Raw genomic sequence first — 21,954 nt, forward strand, 5'->3', positions numbered from 1 at the left:
GTCATTCGGTTGTGAAACCGTTGCGTACCAGTGCAAAAGCTTCCTCGAGTAGCCGCTCCGGTCGGTCTTCGTCGGACTCTGCCCAGACTGTCAATGCCGTCCATCCGGCGCTGAAGAGGCTCTGCGCCAACAGCTTTGTGAACAGGTCGTTCATCCCGTGGTGAGTGCGTTCGGTGATGAACCCGACGACCACGGATTCCCACGGTTTGAACCGGGCAGAGCCGAGTGGCCCTCTGTCAACCGATTCGGAGAGGATTCTCACCTGCGTGCGTAGTAGGTCTATTTCAGAATCCGCATAGATGAGCATTGCTGAAAGCTTCGTGCACAGCACAGTCACGGCGTCGGCAGTCTTTGGCACGGCGTGCAATTTCTCGGCCAGTGCGCTCACCTCATCGTCCGAGCGATCCCAGAGGATGTCCACCTTGGTGTCGAAGTATCGGAGGAGGGTACTGCGCCCGATTCCGCAGGCCTCGGCGATATCGGCCATAGTGACTGTGTCATAGCCGTGTTCGGCGAACAGTCGCAACCCGACAGCCGCAATCGCAGCCTTGTCGGTGACGCGGGGCCGTCCGCCCCGATTGATCTTCTGCACTTCGGTCATCTGCCCTTTCTGCTCGCGAAACAATACTACGGCCAGGGGTTGTGGACCTCAGATCCAAAAGGTAGCTTGTGACAGGGGCCACAGCTTTCGCTGTACGTAGACGTGCAGGGTTGAGAGGATGTAAATGTCAGCATCACAATCGGTTTCGGTCATTCACGAGGAGCGATTTCTGCTCGACGGCAAGATGTGGCACTCGGGAGACGGGTCCACATTCGACGTCGTCAATCCGGCGACAGGAGAAGTGGTCGGCTGCGTCGCCGACGCCACTGCGGGCGATATGGACGCCGCCATCGCCGCGTCCCGTCGGGCGTTCGACACCACCTCGTGGTCGACGGATCTCGAGTTTCGGCAGCGCTGCCTCCGGCAGCTTCACGAGGCGATCATGTCCGAGGTGGAAGAACTTCGCCACGAACTGGTTACCGAGGTGGGTGCGCCACTCATGACTACGTATATGGCACAGCTTGATTGGCCATTGTCTGAGGGGCTCCTGTGGCCTGCCGAAGCTGTCGGTGAGCTGTCGTGGCACCGGCGTCTGCCCGATAGTCCTCTGTTGGGGATGACGAGCATGAGGCATGTGTTCAAAGAGTCGGTCGGCGTGGTTGCGGCAATTGTTCCGTGGAACTTTCCGTTCGAAATCTTGATCAACAAGATCGGGCCGATCCTGGCCACGGGCAACACCGTGGTCGTCAAGGCTGCGTCCGAAACACCGTGGAATGCGACGCGTGTCGGGCGGCTGATCGCTGAGAAGACCGACATTCCGGCCGGAGTGGTCAATATAATCACCACCAGTGACGTCGCAGTGGCGCAACAGTTGGTCACCGACCCGCGGGTGGACATGATCTCGTTCACGGGTTCCACCCGAACGGGACAGCTGATCGCGGAGAAGTCCGCCCCAACGTTCAAGCGGTTGCTGCTCGAACTCGGGGGAAAGAGTGCCGGAATAATCTTGGACGACGCGGATCTTGGGCTCGCACTTCCGTCGGCCATGTCGGCATGCATGCATGCTGGACAGGGCTGTGCGTTGCCGACACGGTTGCTGGTGCACCGATCGCGCTACGACGAGGCGATCGTCACGCTCGAACAGGTTTACGCCGCAATTCCTTACGGTGATCCAACTGATCCAGGTGTGTTCTCCGGGCCGGTTATCAGCGAGAAGCAACGTACCAACATCCTCGACCTCATCAAGCGCGGTGAAGCCGAAGGTGGCCGTCTGATCGTCGGCGGGAAAATACCCGAGGACCAGCCCAACGGCTTCTTCATACAACCGACTTTGTTTGCCGACGTGGATAATTCGGCCACGATATCTCAGGCCGAGATCTTTGGTCCGGTGCTGTCTGTGACGCCGTTCGACGATGACGCCGATGCGATAAGACTCGCAAACGACAGTGTTTATGGGTTGTCCGGCAATGTCTTCACGTCTTCGCCGGAACGTGCGCTTGCCATCGCCCGCGGGGTGCGTACCGGTTCATTCATGATCAACGGCGGCATGTTCTACGGGGCAGACTCACCATACGGCGGCTACAAGCACAGCGGCATCGGTCGGCAAGGCGGAATCGAAGGTCTCGAAACATATCTCGAAACTAAGGCCGTCGCGTCGACGCTGCCGCTGGACATCCCCTGATCAATCAAGCACATCCATTCATCGACGATCAACACTGAACGAGGAGAAATCATGACAGGACGTGTCGAAGGCAAGGTCGCCTTTATCACCGGTGCGGCACGAGGCCAGGGTAGGAGCCACGCGGTGCGGCTGGCTGAAGAGGGCGCCGACATAATTGCGATCGATATTTGCGCACAGATCGAGTCGAATCCGTATCCGCTTGCGACAGAGGAAGATCTGGCAGAGACCGCTGCACTGGTCGAGAAGCTGGGTCGTCGGATCGTGACGGTCAAGGCCGACGTTCGAGACCGATCCCAGCTCAAATCGGCGCTCGATGAGGGACTCGCGATTCTGGGTCATGTTGACATCGTTGTGGCCAACGCCGGTATCTTGCCGATGGCGATGGGTGATCCCCACGCATCCGACTTTGTCGACGCAGTTGATGTTGACCTCGTAGGTGTGATGAACACCGTTGCGGTGGCAATGCCGCATCTGGGCCGCAATGGGTCGGTGGTGATCACCGGATCGACTGCGGCGATGATGCCCAACACTACGGATAATCCGAGCATGGGACCGGGCTCAGCGGGATACGGTTGGTCGAAGAAGATTCTGATGGGCTACACGGAGCAACTCGCACTGCACCTGGCTCCGGAATTCATTCGTGTCAATTGTATTCATCCCACAAACTGCAACACGCACCTACTGCACAACGACGGTCTCTACTCCATGTTCCGTCCGGATCTCGAGCACCCAACGCGTGAGGACGTGGAGCCTGCCTTTACAACGTTCCAGGCGATGCCTATTCCCTACGTCGAACCGGCCGACATCTCTAATGCGGTGCTGTACTTCGCCTCTGACGAGTCCCGGTATGTCACCGGTCAGCAGTTGAGGGTTGATGCAGGTTCGCTGCTCAAGGCACCGGGTGGGCCTTCCAACTAACCGGCGAATGGGTGGCTGACGCCAGTCGGCGGTCCACGTGCGTCCTGTGCGAAGGCGACCAGCAGAACCCAGACATCAACGATGGACGGTTGCAGATGCAAGATGATTCTCTGGCTCAACTCGCGGATGCTCTGGGGGAGGCTGAGTCGCACTTGCAGCGGAGCGTATTCCACTCGCTGTGACATCCAACAATACGGGAGGATCTGGCCGCTGAGGGATCGAGCACTTTTTGCTGGTGGGAGGCGGCGTCGGAGGCATCGCGCGGGAGTTGGGATTTCTTCTCGGACCCAAGACGAGTAGATGAGTGTGGCGCAATCACTACTCGATTCCGGGCGCCTCTTCGGCACGTCTTCCTGTTCCACTGTGGCCGCGCAAATCGCCAGTGGGGCAAGCTTGCTGGACCTCTACTATGTGCACAGAGGAGGCAAGTGAGATCGAGTCGGGCGCCGAGATGGATCAGCTGATGAAGGTTTTCGCCCACGGTCTCGTCGACGCGGCCGCGTCGCCTCGCGGCCGACTCGTGCGGATCGGCGCTTCGGCATTGAGGGCTCCCACAGTCAGCGAAGTCGTGCGCAGGTCAGTCATCGAAGCTCGCCTTCCCTTGCACGATTGGCCGAATCGGTTGCTGATGATCACGGCGATCGATGTGCAGTTCGGGGGAGCTCGTAGTGTTCGAGGGGGATCAGGGGACTTCGCTTGTTGCTGCCTTCGCGGCGAGTTGTGCCGTTCCAGGGGTGTGGCCGTCAGTGACGATCGATAGGCATCGGTATGTGGACAGGGGAATGCAAAGCACTGCGAACACCGTCTTGGCCAGTGACTGCAGCGGTGTCGTAGTCCTCTGCCCGTCTGCCGAACCAGGGCCATACCTCTTGGGAGGCAGCCTACTCGAGGAGATCGCATCGATGACCGAGTCCAGTCTGATGCCGATTTTTGTTGATGCCGCGGCCGTTGCAGCCTTCGGTTCGAACCCTTATCGCCCGCGGCGCGGGCGCCGGCTGCTGTCGCCGGACGCGAACAGGGATAACGATCCGCCGCGGGGCTAGCAACATCTCTGAGTATTCCGATCTGAGTACCAGGATCTGTGCTGGACAGATGCGCCGCCTGTCCGAGAAGCCTGAAGTGAAGGCTCCGTTGGCTGGGGTACGGAGTGCATCTTCCGCATGTGCGGCGACCTGCCTTGGTGCAGTGGTCGTAGTTCGGTAGTTCGGGAATCGCAATGTTCGCGGAGCTCCTGACCTGCAATGGAGGCTATGCGGACAGCCTGTTTCGACACCGAAAACGACGGCCGCTAGAAGACAAGGAATTGCAGTCCATGTTCGACACCATTTAGTCGATTGGTGGCGAACTCCCACCCTCCCAAAATGTCGCCCCCACCAAACCGGTCGGAGTGCTCCTCCAACGTACGCCGCGAGGAACCCGACGCGGATCCGCAACGCCGGCCCCGGACCGTCAATTGGGGAGGGTAGCTAGAATTGGCTAAGGATCGGACGCTGGCGTCCAAAGCCATCAAACGCGCGCAGTGAAACTGCATCCGAGGGACGGCTATTCGGGAGCAATTCCGCTAAACAGTGCACGATCGTCCTCGCTGCGGCTTTTCGCGAATGCATGAAGAGCGACCCAGGTGGGAAGATTCCCTACCTCTTCCACGGGAAGGGCGCGTGGTCGCGACAACGGGATCCTGCGAAATGTGGCCCGATCCCGTAACTTCCGGTGGACAATCCGAACAAATAAGGGGACGTCCAATTTGTCCGGGGTCGCAATCTGGTTGCGCCGGTCCGAATGGCGCTCGGGTCGGTGACCTGGACAGTTGGTGGGATGTATCTCCCATTTGTGTGGATCTAATCGTGTCACGGAAGTGGTATTGGCCTATATTGGGCTTTTGAAACAAACTCAGAGTATGTTTATCCCGTAACTAAATGTCCGATGGTCTGATCTTGCCGACCTGCTCGACGTTGCGGTATGTTCTTCCAGTAGCTGAACAATTGCTGCAACCTGTCGATCGGTCAGGGAAGCTCGATTGTTCGAGACGAAGTCGGTGTACCGGGCGGGGTAGGGGGTCGCCCGGTCCATCGATGAAAGGGGTATCGAAGATGGGTGAATCTGTACCGTCGGGGACTTCGGCAGTTTCGGCTGTTTCGTCAGCAACATTCGATGGGACCCCCCGGATCGGCTGCGACGTCGTCAATGTCGTGGATGTCAGTCGAAGTATCGATCTGTTCGGGAGCCGATACCTCGAGCGGACGTTCACCGCACGCGAGTTGGAGATCTGCAGCGGGGCTGCCAGGGATCAGCGACTCGCGGCGCGCTTTGCCGCGAAGGAAGCAGTGGTCAAGGTTCTCCGGCCCGCGGACACAGCAATTCCGTGGAATTCCATCGAGATTACGCGTGAGCTGTGGGGGGGATGTGGGGTAGAGCTTTTCGGCGAAGCAGCAAAACTTGCTGTGGCGCAGGATCTTCAGGATTTTCAAGTGTCTATTTCGCATGAGGCCGACGTCGCTATCGCCATGGTGATTGCCATGCATCGCGGCCGTTCGCAACAAACAGAAGGACTAAGTCACCGATGAGTGATCAGGCAATTCGCAAAGTGCTCATGGAGCATGGTCGGCTTGCAGTCGACGTCGGCACAATCGACATCGACGCCGATCTGTACGCGTTGGGTTTGACCTCCCATGCGAGTGTCAATGTGATGCTGGCGCTGGAAGATTCGTTCGATATCGAATTCCCGGACGAGTTGCTCCGGAAGAGCACTTTTGCCAGCGTCAGGGCGATCGAGAGTGCGTTGATCGGCCTGGGTGAAGCGTGAGCATTCCGCATCCCGACGTTATTGTCGAGCCCGCCCTCGATCGGGCACGCCGTGTCGCAGACGAAGTTGCTGCCGTGTGGGCGGCCGAGGTGGACGAAGACTCTCGATTCCCCGTCGAGGCGGTTGCTGCGATGCGCGAGCAGCGTCTGCTCTCTGTCGCCGTTCCCGCCGAGCTCGGTGGCGACGGCTTGTCCTTGCGTGAGGTTGCCACCATCGCGCGGATCATCGGATCACGCTGTGCGTCCAGCGGAATGATCTTTGCGATGCATCAGACGCAGATCTACTCCCTGGTCAAGCACGGCAACACCGAGGCGCTGCGGGCGTTCGTGGTCGAATCCGTCGAAAAGCAGTTGCTGCTCGCATCGGCAACAACGGAGTTGGGAATCGGCGGCGACGTCAGCCGAAGTTACTGCGCTGTAGAGGATCTCGGTGGCCATCTGCTGCTGATCAAGAACGCGCCGGTGATCTCGTACGGCGAGCATGCAGACGCGATTCTGGTCACCGCCCGACGTTCGCCGGAAAGTCAGCCGAACGATCAGGTTCTTGTTGTCTGTCGCAGCGGGGATCTCACACTGGAAAGGACTGCCGAATGGAACGCATTCGGGTTGCGGGGAACATGCAGCCTCGGGTACATCCTGCGGGCGACGTCCACGCCGGACATGATGATCGATACTCCGTACGCCGACATTTCCACCAACACGATGTTGCCAGTGTCGCACGTCGTGTGGAGTTCGGTGTGGCTCGGCATCGCTGACGCGGCACTCGACAAGGCGCGCAAGTACGTGCGCGCCGCGGCGCGCAAGCAGCCGGGAGTCTCGTCGCCGGCAGCGCTTCGTCTGGCTGAAACAGCGTCCACTGCTCAACAATTCGCGGACTTGGTTGACGCATCCGCCAGTCGCTACGACCGCGCCGTCTGCGCTCGCGGCGAACTGGATGGGGCGACGACAACCGACAGTGTCGGGTTCTCGCTGTCGATGAACAACCTGAAGGTCGCCACATCGAGATCTGTGGTGGAGATTGTCGGTCAGACGATGTTGATCTGCGGTATCTCCGGGTACCGAGAAGACAGTGAGTTCTCGCTCGGGCGTCATCTCCGTGATGCCCACGGGGCTGCCGTGATGGTGAACAACGATCGCATCATGGCTGGGTCCGCTCAAATGGCCATCGGATACCAAGGAACAATGTGACTACCGACTTCGTGAACGCCGAGACCGATTCCACCCCTTCCGAACTCGATCTCGCCAGGGCCGAGTTTCAGCGTGAATTGCTGAGTGCGGGAATTCTCATCGAGACAAATGTCCTAGGTCTTTACGGACGTTCCGGGTTGTTCGAGGACATCATCGACGGAATCGACCGCGTGGTCGTTGCTGCGGGTCCCGGATCCGCAGCAACGCGTCTGCGCTTTCCACCGGTGTTTCCTCGCACGAGTTTCGAGCGCACCGATTACATCGCGTCGTTCCCCAACTTGACCGGTGCCATCAATACTTTCAACGGAAGCAATCGTGATCACTCACAGTTGCTCGCAGATCGCGCCAACGGTGAATCGTGGGATCGCTATCTCGAACCGACCGAGACGATGTTGGTGTCGGCCGCGTGCCACCCCGCCTACGCTCAGTACACGGGTGAGTTGCCCGAAGGCGGAGTGCTTCTTGATATCTACGGATTCTGCTTTCGGCACGAACCGGCCATCGATCCAGCCCGTATGCAGGCGTTCCGCATGCACGAGTTCGTGACGATCGGCGACGCCGACGCCGCTGCAGCTCACCGCAAAAAGTGGATCGAACGCGGAATGGGAGTCTTGGGCGACCTCGGCCTCGATGCCACGCCGGTCATTGCCAACGATCCGTTCTTCGGAAGGGCGGGCCGGATGTTGGCGGCCAACCAACGCGATGAAAACCTGAAGACGGAGTTGACAGTTCGGTTGTACGGCGATCTCGACGAGGGCACGGCAATCGTGTCATCCAACAACCACCTCGATCACTTCGGCAAGACATTCGACATCACTACCGCCAACGGGGAGGTTGCGCACAGTTCCTGCGTCGGTTTCGGAATGGAGCGAATCGCTCTGTCTCTCTTGCGAACACACGGTCTTGACATTGCTGCCTGGCCAGGCGGCGTCCGTGGACATATGGGTTTGTGATGGCCAGACTCCTCGATATCACCCCTGATCGCTACAACTCACATGCCGTGCATCACGAGGACCGGGTGTGGGCGCAGACGAACTGTTACCTGGATCTCTGGATCGAGGTTCTGCATTCGCTCGGCCTCGACCCGGTTCCCGCCATGGCATGTGCGTTTGCGTCACGGTTCGACGGTGCTCAGTGGACGTTCCTCAAGTTCAAGGCCGAGGATATCTTTGCGCTCTACGGGATCGACGTTGCCGAGATGAACGTCTGGCGCGCGCCACTGATACACGTCGAGGACAACCTCGAGGCAGGAATGTTGTCTACGGTGGAGGTCGACGGTTACTGGCTGCCGGACACATTGGGTACGAGTTACCATGAGACGCATACCAAGACAACAATTGTCCCCAACCGGATCGATCGAGTAGCGGGAGAACTCGAGTACTTCCACAACAGTGGATATTATGTACTTCGGGGCGACGATTTTTCCGGGGTGTTCGATCTCGATCGTTCGAGCATCCCGCCTTTCGTTCCTTACGTCGAGCAGGTCCGTCTTTCGCCCGTTCACGAGATGAACGCGGGAAACATCGCAGAAGTAGCTCGTCGGAACGCGGCAGTTCGGCCTCCGGGAAATCCGGTACGCGAGCTGGGGCGCAGGGTCGTCGAGGATTCGGAGTGGATCCGCACAGCCGGCATGGAGGCATTCCATCTGTGGTCGTTCGGGTTGCTGAGGCAGTGCGGCGCCAGCGCTGAACTTGCCGGCGATGTCAGCGAATTTCTCGATGCGTCAGGGTTTTCCGGTACAGCGCAGGCGGCGGCGGGGTTCCGCAGTGTCGCTGCGGGCGCCAAGAGTGTGCAATTTCAGATGGCGCGTGCGGCGAGGGGGCGCGTTGTGGATCCCCGTGATCAACTCGACGAGATGGCGGTGTCCTGGACACAGTCCATGGACATCATCACCTCCATTGTCGGAGTTGATTCCCAGCGACATCTCAGGTTGGTGTGATGCCGCGGAAATACGCTACAGATCTTCTCGAGGAAGCGCAGTGGCGCTGTATCGCAACGCAACCCGGCGAAATCGTGAATCCCGCGCAGCTGTCGGGAAAGACGGGATGGCTACCGGCTACGGTGCCGGGCACGGTGGCCGGGGCGGTCCGCGAAGCCGACGGCTCCGCTGCGGCTCGTCGGGTGGCTGCCGACGCCAGTGATTGGTGGTTCGTCACGAGGGTTGCCACGGCCGGTGAGGGGTCGTGGCTGCTCCACCTCCAGGGGCTGACGGCGGGCGCGGACGTCTGGGTCGATGACACTGTCGTCTTGTCTTCTGAGTCCATGTTCGTTCCCGGTGAGGTAGTCGTAACCCGTGAGGCGGCCAAGAGTCGTGAATTCACACTCTCGATCCACTTTCATTCTCTGGCAACAGTTCTGAGTACGCGTCGGCCTCGTGGCCGATGGCGTTCGTCGTTGGTGCGTGAGCAGGGCCTGCGATGGATACGTACAACACTGCTGGGGAGTGCACCCGTATTCGCCGGTGTGCCGGTGCCGGTGGGGCCGTGGCGGGGTATTCGATTGTTGGACGTCGGCAAGGCAAGCGTCGTTTCCCGGACTCTTCACGCTACCGTCGATGGAACGTCCGGGGCCGTCGAGATCTCGGCGCGTCTCACGGGTCTGCCCCGCACTGTCACGGCAGTGCCGGTGACCGTCGGAAACGTTCGTGGTTCCCTCACAGTGACATCGCGAGACGGTGGACTTGCCGTCGTATCCGGCGTCGTCGAAATTCCTGATGTGGATCTCTGGTGGCCGCACACGCACGGTCGGCCGCATCGATACTCTGTGTCGATCGACGTGGGCAGAGATGTGCTCCACCTGGGGCACATCGGTTTTCGTAGTCTCGAGGTAGATCGAACCGGCGGTGGATTTCGAGTATCGGTCAATGGGGTCGACGTGTATTGCCGGGGATCGGTGTGGGTGCCCACCGATCCCGTCTCCTTCCGCGGCGAGGCGCAAACAACGTCGGTGCTCGAGCGTTGTGCAGCGTCCGGCGTGAACATGCTGCGTATTCCGGGAACCATAGTCTACGAGAGTGATCACTTCTGGAACGAATGCTCGAGGTTGGGCATTCTCGTCTGGCAGGACGCGATGCTCGCGACGCTCGATCCGCCAGACACCGACGAGTTCTTTGCACTCTTTGCCGCCGAGGTACGTGCGTTCCTGCAACAGGTCGGTGGCAACCCGGCGCTCGCGGTTTTCTGCGGAGGAAGTGAAACCGAACAGCAACCGACCATGCTCGGTCTGGTCGATCAGCACATCTCGATCATTCATTCCCGCTTGCCTGCGATGCTCGAGGAACTCGCACCGGGACTCGAGTACGTCACTTCGTCTCCGTCCGCACCGCCCGACCGTGAAACATTGGCGACTCACGTAGGCACCGGTATCGCCCACTACTTCGGAATAGGCGGGTACCGGCGTCCACTCGACGATGTGTTGAGCGCGCGGGTGCGATTCGCAACCGAGTGCCTGGCGTTCTCCATTCCGCCGTCGAACACTGCCGTCGAGAACGAGTTCGGCTCTGTGTCCGTAGCCGGCCACCACCCGTCGTGGAAGGCTGCTGTGCCACGGGACAACGGGTCGTCCTGGGACTTCGAGGACGTTCGTGATCACTACGTCAGAACGTTGTTCGGCGAGGATCCGAGTGAGGTTCGCTGGTCCGATCCGGAACGCTATCTCGACTTGGGGCGTGCGGCGATCTGCGAGGCCTTCGGCGCAGCACTCGGTTACTGGCGTCGAGCAGATTCCGGTTGTGACGGTGCGTTGACCTTGGCTTTGATGGATCTCGAACCTGGGCCAGGGTGGGGAATCCTCGACTGGCATGGCACACCGAAGGCTCCGTGGTACGTGCTACGGCGGTACTCGAAACCCGTGGCCCTTATTGTCACCGACGACGGTCTGGACGGACTCCGGCTCGACGTGATCAACGAGACCGGTGACCCGTTGGTTGCCGAAATCCGTATCCGAGCGCACAACAGGTCTGGTGTGGTCCCGGTGGATGTGGTCGCGCCCGTCAAGGTCGACGCCCACGGGAAACGGAGTCTGACGGTCGACGAGGTGGTGGGGCGATTCACCGATCTCACGCACGTCTTCAAGTTCGGGCCGCGCAACTACGACGCAGTCACCATCACTCTCGAGAACGAGGAAGGCGTGGTTATCGACGAAGTTGTGCATCTGTTGGGAAGCCCGGCCAGACCCCTGGAACGCACCGTCGGCCTCGCCGCCATTGCCCGCAGTGTCGGCGACGACTGGTTTGTCGACGTCACCTCGGAAGGTACGGCGCAATACGTGTCGCTGGACCTGCAGGGGTTCGAGCCCGAAGATTCCTGGTTTCATCTCGCACCAGGCGGTGCGCGGACGGTGAGGTTGCGTCGCACCGGTCAGGCGAAGATGGTGATCGGTCGCGTTCGAGCACTCAATTCCCATTCCAGCGCCCCGGTCAGCCCGCCGTTGGTTGCCGATCCACCTCGGCAACCGTCGACCAAGCGGGTTCCGCGGAGGTAGGGCACGCTCGCGGATAGAATCGACTCGGCGTCACGCCACTGCTGGTGGGTGACGCTCGGGTTGTTCGTCCGCAGCTCGCCGTCACCGCCGAGGAGCGCATTCGTTGACTGCCTTGCCCGCCGCCCAGACTTCGCTTGCCGGCCTTGCCGAGGCCGCGCTCGCAGACGCGGCCTTCGCCTCGGTGACCGAGGCGATCGGTAGAGCCACCCTCGACATCGTTGCGCCGAAACCGGCGAGGCCGTTCATCGCGGCCGCGCTTGCATCGCGAACGCCAGTGCTGTTGGTGACCGCAACAGGTCGTGAAGCCGACGATCTGACGGCCGAACTCACCGAGATGATCGGCGGATCGGTTGCACAGTTCCCGTCGTGGGAAACGTTGCCTCACGAGCGGCTCTCGCCCAGCGCGGATACCGTCGGGCGGCGTATCGAGGTTCTCCGACGCCTTGCTCGTCCTGACGATTCCTCGTACGGTGCGCCGCTGCGGGTTGTGGTCACGACCGTGCGCTCTCTGGTTCAGCCGATGGCCCCCGGGCTGGGTGAGATCGAGCCGATCACACTGCGCGTCGGCACCGAGATCGACTTCGAGTCGGTTCTGGTCCGGCTGGTGGAAATGGCGTACACCCGCGTCGACATGGTCGGCAAGCGCGGCGAGTTCGCAGTGCGGGGCGGCATTCTCGACCTTTTCTCACCCACCGCGGATCACCCTGTTCGCATCGAGTTCTGGGGCGACGAGGTTTCGGAGCTGCGCTACTTCTCCGTTGCCGACCAGCGTTCGCTACCGGATATCGACGTCGACCTCGTCATCGCGCCGCCGTGCCGTGAATTGTTGTTGACCCCCGACGTTCGGGATCGGGCTGCCGCGATTGCCGCAGAGAACCAGGCCGACGCCTCGCTGGTGGAGATGCTGGACAAAATCTCGGCGGGTATTCCGGTGGAGGGCATGGAGGCGTTGCTTCCGGTGCTGAAACCTGGTGAATTGCAATTACTTTCCGATGTTCTTCCCGCCGGAACCCACATTCTGCTCTGTGACCCGGAGAAAGTGCGCACCCGCGCAACGGATTTGGTTCGCACCGGGCAGGAGTTCCTGGAAGCGTCGTGGACTGCGGCGTCTATCGGCGGCGCGGCACCCCTCGATACCTCCATCCTCGCCGGCGGCGACTCGGGGCTCGGCGCGTCTGCCTACCGGTCGCTGCGTCAGGTGCGCGAATCCGCAGAAGCGGGTGGGCGTCCGTGGTGGACCGTCAGCCCGCTGGCATCGGGGAGTGGTGAAGAACTCGAACTCCCGATTCAGCCTGCCCCGCAGGTGCGTGGGTCGGACGATCTTCTTGCCGAGCTCTTCGTCAGCCTCCGTGCGCACGTGACCACGGGTGGACGCGCGGCCGTGGTTGTTGCCGGTGCCGGAACGGCAAAACGAGTCCTCGAACGACTCGGTGAGGCCGAGGTTCCGGCCACAATGGCTGAGCCAGGTGCGGTCCCGGCACGCGGTCAGGTCTCGGTATTGCGTGGATCGTTGCACGACGGTCTGGTTCTGCACGGCGACGGCGACGTTCCCGGAATGGTTGTCGTCACCGAGGCCGACCTCACCGGCAATCGAGTTGCGGCAGTGGGCGACGGTAAGCGGTTGCCGGCCAAGCGTCGCAACCAAGTGGATCCGCTTGCACTTGCCGCAGGCGACATGGTCGTTCACGACCAGCACGGTATCGGCCGCTTTGTCGAGATGGTGGAACGCACCATCGGCGGGGCCAGGCGTGAGTACCTGGTCATCGAATACGCTGCCAGCAAGCGAGGCCATCCGGGGGACCGGTTGTTCGTGCCGATGGAATCGCTCGATCAGCTCTCCCGCTATGTCGGCGGTGAGCTGCCCGCGCTGAGCAAGCTCGGTGGATCCGATTGGGCGAACACAAAACGTAAGGCACGCAAAGCGGTTCGTGAAATCGCGGGCGAACTCGTGCAGCTCTATGCCGCGCGTCAGGCAGCACCCGGCCATGCATTCGGCCCCGACACTCCGTGGCAGAAGGAACTCGAGGACGCCTTTGCGTTCACCGAGACGGTCGATCAGCTGACCGTGATCAGTGAAGTCAAGGGCGACATGGAGAAAGCCGTCCCGATGGACCGCGTCGTGATCGGTGACGTCGGATACGGCAAGACCGAGATCGCTGTGCGAGCCGCCTTCAAAGCGGTACAGGACGGTAAGCAGGTGGCTGTCCTGGTTCCGACAACTCTGCTGGCGCAGCAGCACCTTCAGACGTTTACCGAACGGATGGCGTCGTTCCCGGTGAAGGTACGCGGATTGTCGCGCTTCACCGACGCCAAGGACTCCAAGGAAATCATCACTTCCATGGCCGAGGGCGAGATCGACATCGTCATCGGCACACATCGTCTGCTGCAGACCGGCGTTCGGTGGAAGGACCTCGGTTTGGTGATCGTCGACGAGGAACAGAGATTCGGCGTCGAGCACAAGGAACACATCAAATCCTTGCGGACCCACGTCGATGTTCTGACCATGTCTGCAACGCCGATCCCTCGTACGCTGGAAATGAGCATGGCCGGCATCCGCGAGATGTCTACCATTCTGACCCCGCCGGAAGAGCGTCATCCGATTCTGACGTACGTCGGGGCGTATGCAGACAAGCAGGTCGCGGCCGCCATCAGGCGCGAGCTCCTGCGCGACGGTCAGGTGTTCTACGTTCACAACCGCGTCAGCTCGATCGACAAGGCTGCCAAGCGAATCCGTGAACTGGTACCGGAAGCGCGGGTTGTGGTCGCCCACGGTCAGATGAACGAGGACACTCTCGAGAAAACGGTTCAAGGATTCTGGGAGAGAGATTTCGACGTCCTGGTGTGTACCACGATCATCGAGACGGGTCTCGATATCTCCAACGCGAATACGTTGATCGTCGAGCGCGCTGATTCACTCGGCCTCTCACAGCTCCACCAGTTGCGAGGTCGCGTCGGACGCAGCCGGGAACGCGGATACGCATACTTCCTGTATCCGCCGGAGAAGCCGTTGACCGAAACGGCATACGATCGCCTTGCCACCATTTCGCAGAACTCCGATCTCGGCGCCGGTATGGCCGTTGCCATGAAGGACCTCGAAATCCGCGGCGCCGGTAACGTCCTCGGCGCCGAGCAGTCCGGACACGTTGCCGGCGTCGGGTTCGACCTGTACGTCCGCCTGGTCGGCGAGGCGGTCGAGGCCTACCGCGCCGCCGCTGACGGGCTCCCGATCACGACCGACGAGGGCCCGAAAGAGGTTCGCATCGATCTACCCGTCGACGCACATATTCCGCCGGACTATGTCACCAGCGATCGGCTTCGTCTCGAAGGTTATCGAAAGATTGCTGCCGCAACAGATTCCGAGGGCATCGCTGCCGTCGTAGAAGAACTTGTTGACCGGTACGGCCCGATACCGGAAGAAGTGCGTCGACTCGTATCGGTGGCGAAGCTGCGGCTGCTGTGCCGCGAGTACCAACTCGAGGAAGTGGCGGTAACCGGTACTCAACTCAAGATCTCGCCCATGTCGCTGCCCGATTCCAAGCAGATCAGGCTCAAGCGGATCTATCCGAGCGCGCAGTACCGGGCGACGACAGGCTTGGTGCAGCTGCCACTGCCGCGAACCGGGGGAGTGGGTTCCGATCGCCTGCGCGATGTGGAATTGCTGCAGTACATTGCCGATTTCATCCTGGCGATCGACGGTCGCGCCGCGAGTGCCGTGGTGATGGAGGCATGACCCGGTCGTGACCGAGATATCGACGATAGTTCTGCTCGATCCGCTGCGGCCGCACGTTTTTCCGCTCGAGGCACTCTCTTTGTTGTCCGGACCGATCCGGATCGACGACGACGTGCCGGTGTCGGTTCGGGAGGCGCTTCCGAAGTCGACACCGGGTGCCGGAGTGATCGTGATGATGGCCGGCGACGACGCAGCGGTGTCCGCACAGGCGGAAGCCGGGGTGCACGTCATCCGGGCGGCGCCTGTTCAGGGTGATCGTGTTGTAGAGGCTGCTTCCATCATGGATCGGTTATGGAGCCGTGGCGGCTGGGAAGCGACTCAGACCCACGAGAGCCTGTCGGTCTACCTTGTGGAGGAGACGTACGAAGTGCTCGACGCCATCCGCAGCGGTGACGAGATCGACCTTCGTGAGGAGCTTGGCGATCTTCTGCTGCAGGTTCTTTTCCATTCGCGGATCGCACAAGCACACAATGTGTTCGAGCTGGACGACGTAGCCGCCGCATTGATCGAGAAGCTGATCCATCGAAGTCCACACCTGACGAGTTCGGGGGTGGTCGATATTGCCGAGCAAGAGCGCGCCTGGGACGAGTTGAAAGCTGCCGAGAAGGCTCGGGCTTCGGTGATGGACGGAATCGCCACGTCGCAACCGCCGATCCTCCTTGCCGCGAAGGTTCGGGCGCGGGCAGAGAAAGCAGGACTAAGTGACGCCATCGACGAGGAAGAGTTGGAGCGACTCGTTGCGCAGTGCAAGCAAGCAGATGCGGCGCTTGCCGGTGCCCTTCACTTGCTGATCGGCGCGATTCGCGCGCGCGAGGCCGACCCATCCCTCTAACGCCCGAATCCGTCCGATTTGAAATGATTTGCCCGGTAATTTATTGGCAATCGTAAAAGTAGCTCGTGTCACTCAGGTGCAGAGAAAACAAACCTGAGGTATGTTTACGTACGGAACGAGCTACTTACGGTTGTTTTTTCAAGAAATAGCTGCCTGAACGGCGGTTATGTTGGGCAAATGATCGTCGGTTCGTTTCCGCACTGTGAGATGCCAGGTACGGCAGCCGGCGGGGTGTTGCCGTGCTTGGCTCCAGGGTTGGTTACCGATCAGCGACCACCAATGCGAACCATGATGTAGCCGGTGCCGCCGCATGTAGACACGAAAGACTGATGATCATGAGCGTTCATGCTGAGGTGGGGATCCAGCCGACAACACGGCGGGCGGATGCAGAACTGCGGACTGACTGGCGGCGGGAGTACGGGCGAAGGATTGCGATCACAGATACGGTCATCGTCACCCTCGTTATCGCGCTCGCGCAGGTTGGAAGCATGTGGCCCAATCCGATCGAGTGGCTGACACCGCTCAAAGTGGTTGCATCTATTGCTCTGGGCGTGCTGTGGATGACGGTGCTTGCACGCGGACGCAGTCGGCATCAAGCGATGCTGGGCGACGGACGCGACGAGTACGAGCGGGTGGTCCTTGCCACTGGCCAGGTTTTCGGGTTGGGTGCACTCGCGGGAATCCTTCTCGGGATCGAAATCGCGCGAAGCTACCTGATGATTGCATTGCCGCTCGGACTGGTGGCCCTGATTCTTGGTCGTTACCTGTGGCGCCGCCGCATTCAGGGGAAGCGCTCAGCGGGTCTGTGCCGCAACTCGGTCCTGCTGGTCGGTGGTCACGCGTCCGTGGTTGCGACTACCCGATCTTTCGTTCGAGAGTCGGGAGCCGGCTACGACGTTGTGGGCGTGTGCATTCCACGACGCTCGACGGCCCTCGACGATCACATTGTCGTAGACGGCGCTCGTGTGCCGGTGCTCGGCAATGAATTCGAAGTAATCGAGGCAATGCGGGCGAGCAATGCCGACACCGTGATCGTGACGGGAACCGAGGACCTCGGTCAGGTCGGAATTCGGAAGTTGATGTGGGACTTGGAAGCTGAAGGAATCGACCTCGTTGTTTCGCCAGTCATAGCCGACGTCTCTATGGCCCGCTTGATGATCCGGCCGGTCGCGGGAATCCCGTTGATGCATGTGGCGCGTCCACGATACGAAGGCGCGAACGGTTGGGCGTCAGGGGCGTTCGACAAGGCCTTCTCGGCTGTGATGCTTCTGCTTGTTGCACCGGTGATGGTTGCCGCTGCACTTGCTGTGAAGATCACGTCGAAAGGCACGGTATTCTACAAGGCCGAACGGATCGGCCTGAACGGAAAACCGTTCCCCATGTACAAGTTTCGAACGATGGTAGCGGGTGCCGATCAACAGGTTGTCGATCTGATGGGTGACAACGAGGGCGCCGGCGGAGTGTTGTTCAAGATGCGTGAGGATCCGCGAATCACACCCATCGGCAAAATTCTCCGTAGGTTGAGTATCGACGAGCTTCCGCAGTTCTTCAACGTCATACGTGGTGAGATGAGTGTCGTCGGTCCGCGTCCGCCGTTGCGACGCGAAGTCGAGATGTACGACGACGAAGTGTCGCGGCGTCTGTTCGTGAAGCCAGGCATCACCGGTCTGTGGCAGGTCAGCGGTCGGAGCGATCTGTCGTGGGAAGAATCGGTTCGGCTCGATTCTTCGTACGTGGAGAACTGGTCTGTGGTGCAGGATCTTTCGATCATCGCTCGCACGGTCTCAGCGGTAGTCCGGAGTGACGGGGCTTACTAGCAACAACTTACCGAGCTGCGCTGAAACGGGAGTCTGCGCAACCGGCCCGCAGATTTCTGAGATACCCCGCTGTTTGGTAGACGTAATTGTAGGCCCACGTGCCGATGGAGAGGTCAGGACGACTCGCGACCATCAGTAGTTCCCCCGAATAGCACTGGGAAATAATGAATCGTGCGCGCGAAATATGAGGAACAAAGGTCACAGCGATGACGGTTGTCCAACCGTTCAGGCGCGCAAGCCGCTCGATTTCGAGACCTTCCCCTTCGGTTGTCGAGGGGGAAGGCACAAAGCAATCGACCGGAAAATCGAATGATCCGTTACAGATCGATTGCATCTTCTTGTCGTTGTCGCTGTAGGGATTGGAGAAGATAATTCGTGGTGCGTATCCGCGTCGCACGAGTTCGAGTCCCACTTCTTCGCGGCCGTCGTGGGCGCCACCTAGTACTACGACGGCGTCGGCAGATTGCGGTTCGTCAACCTTCGGGGACACGTAGAGTGGCCACCCTGCGATGGTTGTCAGGGCGAGCGCGGACACCGAGATGGCTACGATTTTCGAGGCTTTCGACATTTTTCTGATAGCCCGACAATACCTGCATCGATGCGCGCGATATTGATGGATGTGAACCCCTCGGGGCATATGCCGGATTTACGGCATTGTGGATTACGTAGGGGCAAAACAGGTCTGGGACCGTGTCGCTGAGCGGACCAGGCGACCTCGTCGGCGCCGGAATTGTCGAGTATTGCCGTGGTGTCGTCGAAACTTCGATGCCTGCTGGGTAACTGACTACCGCACTTCGGGTATGTTTGTGGTTATTCAGCAAACTTGCGGTTTCCTTTGTTGATCTTGAACTGTAGGGCCGAATTGGAGGTTTCGACGTGTCAGATGTGCGGGCCAGGGACGCAGCGATTCGTCGCGAGTTGGGCGTGCCACCGACATTTGATCTGGTAGCGCACGTTCGGAATCTCTCTCGGGTAATGCTGCCTGCGTTAGTAATTGCGTTGATCGCCGGTGGTGCGATGTATCTCGTTCGGGGGAGTGAGTCACCGGTCTATGAATCGGACATCGTCGCGGAAGTGCAAGCGGGTTCCCAGGTTGTCGTCAGTGATGCAAATCTAGGACAACTGGTCGCGCCATACACCGCTCTCGCCTCTGATAGCGCGGTAGTTGCCAGCATTCAGAGTCGGATGGACAACGGTTGGACGGCGTCTGACGTTTCGAGTCACATCGCGGTTACTCCCGGCACCTCGCCGGCCCTGGTGTTGGTGAAGGCGACTGGATCCAGTCAGGAGGAGGCGGACCGTCTCGCCCGCAGCGTAGTCGAGATACTGAGCGATGCGCAGTCTCAACGCAACGCTGAAACTCTTGCTCTGCGCACCAAAGCATTGACTGACGACATTGCGCGGCTCAACTCGCAACTCGCGGCTGCGCGTCAAGAGAGCATCGACAACGACGAGACACCGATAGCCGATCCGACGACCTCGGCCGATCTTGATGCAAGGCTTGAACAGCTCAGGCAACTGCGTGCCTCCGACTCGACAGCGGATCGGTTGCAGCTGTTGTCGGCACCGACGGGGACCGGTCTACCGGTAGCGCCGAAACCGTTTGCAGAAGCAGCAGTTGTGTTCCTGGTTGTCCTGATACTGGTGGCAGAAATTCTTGTTGCTTGCCGTGGACGGTTCAGTTCTCGGGTTACCGACGCGTGGGCTCGGCGTGCCTCCAGAAAGTTCGGTGCATCATTGCTCGTGCAGCACACATCGGGCGCCGATATTCCGTCGAATGTCGCTCTTACACTGAGTCAGCGCGCGAGCTTGGGTGACGACGTACTCGTGCTGGTGGGGGACGGAGTAGACACCAACTCGTGGCACCTTCCGGAAAACCTGCAATCTCGGATAGCCGTCCACCCCTTGAAATCGGAATGGTGGAGCAAGATCGATTCGAGTGGGACGGAATTCGCCATTGTGCTCGTCTCGGCTCGGAAGGCGGAACAGCAAGACATCGTCGATGCTCTCAGAGCGCTGGCAGAAGTTGACGTCACACGCTCGCTGGTGCTCGTCGGTCCAGCCGCGTCTGAACCGTTCATCGAACTGATTACGTTGTCACGATTTCGGGGCAGAGGCGACACATCACACTCAGTGAGTCCACGGCCTGTGGTCAAGGAATCGGTTGCGACGATATTGGCGGTGCCGGACACCTCGCCTTACGCGCAGACTCCGGCAAGTGGCCCGACACCAGTGGCGTCGGCGGAGGCTGTATCCCTTGCAACACCAGCGCCTGTGCGCCAAGCACATTCAGTTGATTTGATCAAATCTGCCGATCGCAGTGAGCGTGGGAAGTTGATCGACGCGCAGACCGTGACCATCGAACGAAATCGCTTACCCTCGTCTGCCGGCAAGAAAGCCCGAACCGCTCGCGCAGAAACGGCAGTACAGCGAACCGATCAGGACGGGGTAAGTGCCCCCGACGGAGTTGATGGCGCATCCATTGGCGACGACATCAACTCCGAGGCACCCACCGAGCGGATTGTATTGGTCACCAATAAGAACGGTGATACTCGCGCTGAGCAGTCCGTGAGGCGCGTGGGCTCAGTGCACCAGGAAGGTACGGACGGGGAGCCGGATTGACATACCGGATTGACATAGAGGATATCGGGATTCAGATCTTGGGGGCGCTGCAACCCCCGATTGCCTTCTTGACTGCGTCCAGGGCAGGTTTCGGCGTGTAGTTGATCGTCACCAGACCGAAATTCTGCTCGATGTCTCGGGAATTGGTTCCGCGATCACGCATGCTGTAGATGAATATGCGTTCGATGTAACCGAGTGCCTGTGCCTGCGCAAATCCGTCGGAGATGATGCTGGCTTGTAGTTGCGGAGTGACAGCAGTTGATCCCGATCCGGTAGGAGCGCCGAATTCTGTTGCCCAGACCTTCTTTCCCGTGTCGCCATTCTTCACCATGATGTCGCGCATCAAACGAATCCGGTAGAAAGTATTCCAACTCGAGGTGGATGCGTCGGACGGCAAGGCAGGCCAACTGTACGGGTGGATGGAGAACACATCGAAGTACGATTTAGCGCCGGCGCTGTAGAGGGCGTTCAGATAGGTGACCGGTGATATGTCGGAGCCGTTGTCGACCGCGGGCGCTAATCCTCCGTTGAGGATCTTGGCCCCGGGTTGGACCGCCCGGATACTGGTTGACGCAGCCTTCAGTATCGCTGCGTAGGTGTTGACGTTGGGCTTCGGGCGGAAGAACTGTGTGAGGTTCGGCTCGTTCCAGATCTCCCAAGTGCTGATCCTCGTTGAATAGCGTTGCGCTGCTTGTTGAGCGAACTTGGCAAATGTCGCGGTGTCAGAGGGATAACCATGAGTGTCGGTTGCTCCGGCCACACGTGCCCATGCCGGCGTGTAGGTAACGATGCCGACGAGACTCAATCCTTGTAGTCTCGCTCGATCGACAACACGATCAGTTGCTGCCCAATTCTGTTGACCCTTGGTCGGTTCGACGGCAGACCAGTCGATGTCGAAGCGCAGCCATGTCGTGCCTGCGTTCTTCATGGCACTCAACTCGGTGTCCAGATCGGCTTGTGAGAGCCAATTCAGTGGCGCTCCGCCTGCGATACCCAACCCGACAGAACTGCAGGTTGCGGGCGGGGCACTTGTCGTTGTTGTTGTTACCGGCTTGGGTGCACAGGCGCTTAACGATCCGATCGTCAGTAGCAGTGCACATACGAGTGGTAATCGAAGTCGACGCACGTCGACCACCTTCCTTCCACGGGAATGCGAAATCGGAGCATCTGGCAGAGCGAATTATCCGTATTTCACGGATTAATCCGACAAGCATCAGAATTGCATGAATTCATCCAGTGGTTGGCAGGCGGCAGGTCTTTTCTTCAGTACTTGTGCCTGCTTGTGAAGTCGATGGAAATGCGCCGGTTGGTATTGTCCGTTTTTTGCCGACTGCAGATTAG

17 protein-coding genes are annotated in these 21,954 nt (G+C 60.0%); 13 read left to right on the forward strand and 4 right to left on the reverse strand.

What is annotated here, in order from left to right:
- Window position 1: 1 nt before the first annotated feature.
- Window positions 2–601 (reverse strand): TetR/AcrR family transcriptional regulator, encoded by a 600-nt coding sequence (locus tag RG2_RS19525; protein WP_051730514.1) that lies wholly within the window; start codon window positions 599–601, stop codon window positions 2–4.
- Between the two features lie 124 nt (window positions 602–725).
- Here RG2_RS19525 and RG2_RS19530 point away from each other — a divergent pair, with 124 nt between their 5' ends.
- Together RG2_RS19530 and RG2_RS19535 are read left to right on the forward strand one after the other, a co-directional pair.
- Window positions 726–2,222, forward strand: a complete 1,497-nt coding sequence (locus RG2_RS19530) for an aldehyde dehydrogenase family protein (RefSeq protein ID WP_033234565.1) — start codon at window positions 726–728, stop codon at window positions 2,220–2,222.
- Between the two features lie 51 nt (window positions 2,223–2,273).
- Window positions 2,274–3,140: a mycofactocin-coupled SDR family oxidoreductase gene (locus RG2_RS19535; protein WP_033234564.1), complete on the forward strand. Its 867-nt coding sequence runs from the start codon at window positions 2,274–2,276 to the stop codon at window positions 3,138–3,140.
- Window positions 3,141–3,596: 456 nt separating this feature from the next.
- Here RG2_RS19535 and RG2_RS32370 read toward each other — a convergent pair whose 3' ends face one another.
- A complete protein-coding gene (locus RG2_RS32370) occupies window positions 3,597–3,725 on the reverse strand; it encodes a hypothetical protein (RefSeq protein ID WP_255285229.1) in 129 nt (42 codons plus the stop codon).
- A 317-nt stretch (window positions 3,726–4,042) separates the two neighbouring features.
- Here RG2_RS32370 and RG2_RS32375 point away from each other — a divergent pair, with 317 nt between their 5' ends.
- The 10 genes from RG2_RS32375 (at window position 4,043) to RG2_RS19585 (ending at window position 17,991) form a co-directional block, all read left to right on the forward strand.
- Window positions 4,043–4,183 carry a hypothetical protein gene (locus tag RG2_RS32375; RefSeq protein ID WP_230590153.1) on the forward strand — a complete coding sequence of 47 codons (141 nt, stop codon included), beginning with the start codon at window positions 4,043–4,045 and terminating at the stop codon, window positions 4,181–4,183.
- Window positions 4,184–5,230: 1,047 nt separating this feature from the next.
- The gene (locus RG2_RS19545) at window positions 5,231–5,704 is read left to right on the forward strand and encodes a holo-ACP synthase (RefSeq protein ID WP_080711734.1); all 474 of its coding nucleotides are present in this window, start codon (window positions 5,231–5,233) and stop codon (window positions 5,702–5,704) included.
- Window positions 5,701–5,943 (forward strand): acyl carrier protein, encoded by a 243-nt coding sequence (locus tag RG2_RS19550; RefSeq protein ID WP_033234563.1) that lies wholly within the window; start codon window positions 5,701–5,703, stop codon window positions 5,941–5,943. The genes RG2_RS19545 and RG2_RS19550 overlap by 4 nt, the downstream gene beginning before the upstream one ends.
- The gene (locus RG2_RS19555; RefSeq protein WP_051730513.1) at window positions 5,940–7,130 is read left to right on the forward strand and encodes an acyl-CoA dehydrogenase family protein; all 1,191 of its coding nucleotides are present in this window, start codon (window positions 5,940–5,942) and stop codon (window positions 7,128–7,130) included. Before RG2_RS19550 ends, RG2_RS19555 begins: the two co-directional genes overlap by 4 nt.
- A complete protein-coding gene (locus RG2_RS19560) occupies window positions 7,127–8,083 on the forward strand; it encodes an amino acid--[acyl-carrier-protein] ligase (protein ID WP_051730512.1) in 957 nt (318 codons plus the stop codon). The genes RG2_RS19555 and RG2_RS19560 overlap by 4 nt, the downstream gene beginning before the upstream one ends.
- Window positions 8,083–9,069, forward strand: a complete 987-nt coding sequence (locus RG2_RS19565; protein WP_033234562.1) for a DUF1839 family protein — start codon at window positions 8,083–8,085, stop codon at window positions 9,067–9,069. The genes RG2_RS19560 and RG2_RS19565 overlap by 1 nt, the downstream gene beginning before the upstream one ends.
- Window positions 9,069–11,612, forward strand: coding sequence for a glycosyl hydrolase 2 galactose-binding domain-containing protein (locus RG2_RS19570; protein ID WP_051730511.1), 2,544 nt, complete (start codon window positions 9,069–9,071; stop codon window positions 11,610–11,612). Before RG2_RS19565 ends, RG2_RS19570 begins: the two co-directional genes overlap by 1 nt.
- 103 nt (window positions 11,613–11,715) lie before the next feature.
- Complete coding sequence (gene mfd, locus RG2_RS19575; protein WP_051730510.1) at window positions 11,716–15,342, forward strand: transcription-repair coupling factor; 3,627 nt, start codon at window positions 11,716–11,718, stop codon at window positions 15,340–15,342.
- Between the two features lie 7 nt (window positions 15,343–15,349).
- Window positions 15,350–16,174 (forward strand): nucleoside triphosphate pyrophosphohydrolase, encoded by an 825-nt coding sequence (locus tag RG2_RS19580; RefSeq protein WP_051730509.1) that lies wholly within the window; start codon window positions 15,350–15,352, stop codon window positions 16,172–16,174.
- A 335-nt stretch (window positions 16,175–16,509) separates the two neighbouring features.
- On the forward strand, window positions 16,510–17,991 hold the full coding sequence (locus RG2_RS19585; protein WP_033234632.1) for a sugar transferase: 1,482 nt from the start codon (window positions 16,510–16,512) through the stop codon (window positions 17,989–17,991).
- Between the two features lie 7 nt (window positions 17,992–17,998).
- On the opposite strand, the gene RG2_RS19590 is transcribed toward RG2_RS19585, so the two are convergent.
- The gene (locus RG2_RS19590; protein WP_033234561.1) at window positions 17,999–18,559 is read right to left on the reverse strand and encodes a YdcF family protein; all 561 of its coding nucleotides are present in this window, start codon (window positions 18,557–18,559) and stop codon (window positions 17,999–18,001) included.
- Window positions 18,560–18,867: 308 nt separating this feature from the next.
- Between RG2_RS19590 and RG2_RS19595 the strand changes: the two genes are divergently transcribed.
- Window positions 18,868–20,613 carry a GumC domain-containing protein gene (locus RG2_RS19595; protein WP_133637970.1) on the forward strand — a complete coding sequence of 582 codons (1,746 nt, stop codon included), beginning with the start codon at window positions 18,868–18,870 and terminating at the stop codon, window positions 20,611–20,613.
- A gap of 31 nt (window positions 20,614–20,644) precedes the next feature.
- Here the strand turns inward: RG2_RS19595 and RG2_RS19600 are convergent, their stop codons facing one another.
- Window positions 20,645–21,739 carry a cellulase family glycosylhydrolase gene (locus RG2_RS19600; protein ID WP_045069850.1) on the reverse strand — a complete coding sequence of 365 codons (1,095 nt, stop codon included), beginning with the start codon at window positions 21,737–21,739 and terminating at the stop codon, window positions 20,645–20,647.
- Window positions 21,740–21,954 lie beyond the last annotated feature (215 nt).

The organism is Rhodococcus globerulus NBRC 14531 (assembly GCF_001894805.1).
Taxonomy (GTDB): Bacteria; Actinomycetota; Actinomycetes; order Mycobacteriales; family Mycobacteriaceae; genus Rhodococcus_F; species Rhodococcus_F globerula.

What these genes read in the sequence shown, in the direction of transcription:
- RG2_RS19525 (WP_051730514.1), bottom strand. Translation starts at nt 601, where the DNA reads ATGACCGAAGTGCAGAAGATCAATCGGGGCGGACGGCCCCGCGTCACC.
- RG2_RS19530 (WP_033234565.1), top strand. Translation starts at nt 726, where the DNA reads ATGTCAGCATCACAATCGGTTTCGGTCATTCACGAGGAGCGATTTCTG.
- RG2_RS19535 (WP_033234564.1), top strand. Translation starts at nt 2,274, where the DNA reads ATGACAGGACGTGTCGAAGGCAAGGTCGCCTTTATCACCGGTGCGGCA.
- RG2_RS32370 (WP_255285229.1), bottom strand. Translation starts at nt 3,725, where the DNA reads ATGACTGACCTGCGCACGACTTCGCTGACTGTGGGAGCCCTCAATGCC.
- RG2_RS32375 (WP_230590153.1), top strand. Translation starts at nt 4,043, where the DNA reads ATGACCGAGTCCAGTCTGATGCCGATTTTTGTTGATGCCGCGGCCGTT.
- RG2_RS19545 (WP_080711734.1), top strand. Translation starts at nt 5,231, where the DNA reads ATGGGTGAATCTGTACCGTCGGGGACTTCGGCAGTTTCGGCTGTTTCG.
- RG2_RS19550 (WP_033234563.1), top strand. Translation starts at nt 5,701, where the DNA reads ATGAGTGATCAGGCAATTCGCAAAGTGCTCATGGAGCATGGTCGGCTT.
- RG2_RS19565 (WP_033234562.1), top strand. Translation starts at nt 8,083, where the DNA reads ATGGCCAGACTCCTCGATATCACCCCTGATCGCTACAACTCACATGCC.
- RG2_RS19570 (WP_051730511.1), top strand. Translation starts at nt 9,069, where the DNA reads ATGCCGCGGAAATACGCTACAGATCTTCTCGAGGAAGCGCAGTGGCGC.
- RG2_RS19585 (WP_033234632.1), top strand. Translation starts at nt 16,510, where the DNA reads ATGAGCGTTCATGCTGAGGTGGGGATCCAGCCGACAACACGGCGGGCG.
- RG2_RS19590 (WP_033234561.1), bottom strand. Translation starts at nt 18,559, where the DNA reads ATGTCGAAAGCCTCGAAAATCGTAGCCATCTCGGTGTCCGCGCTCGCC.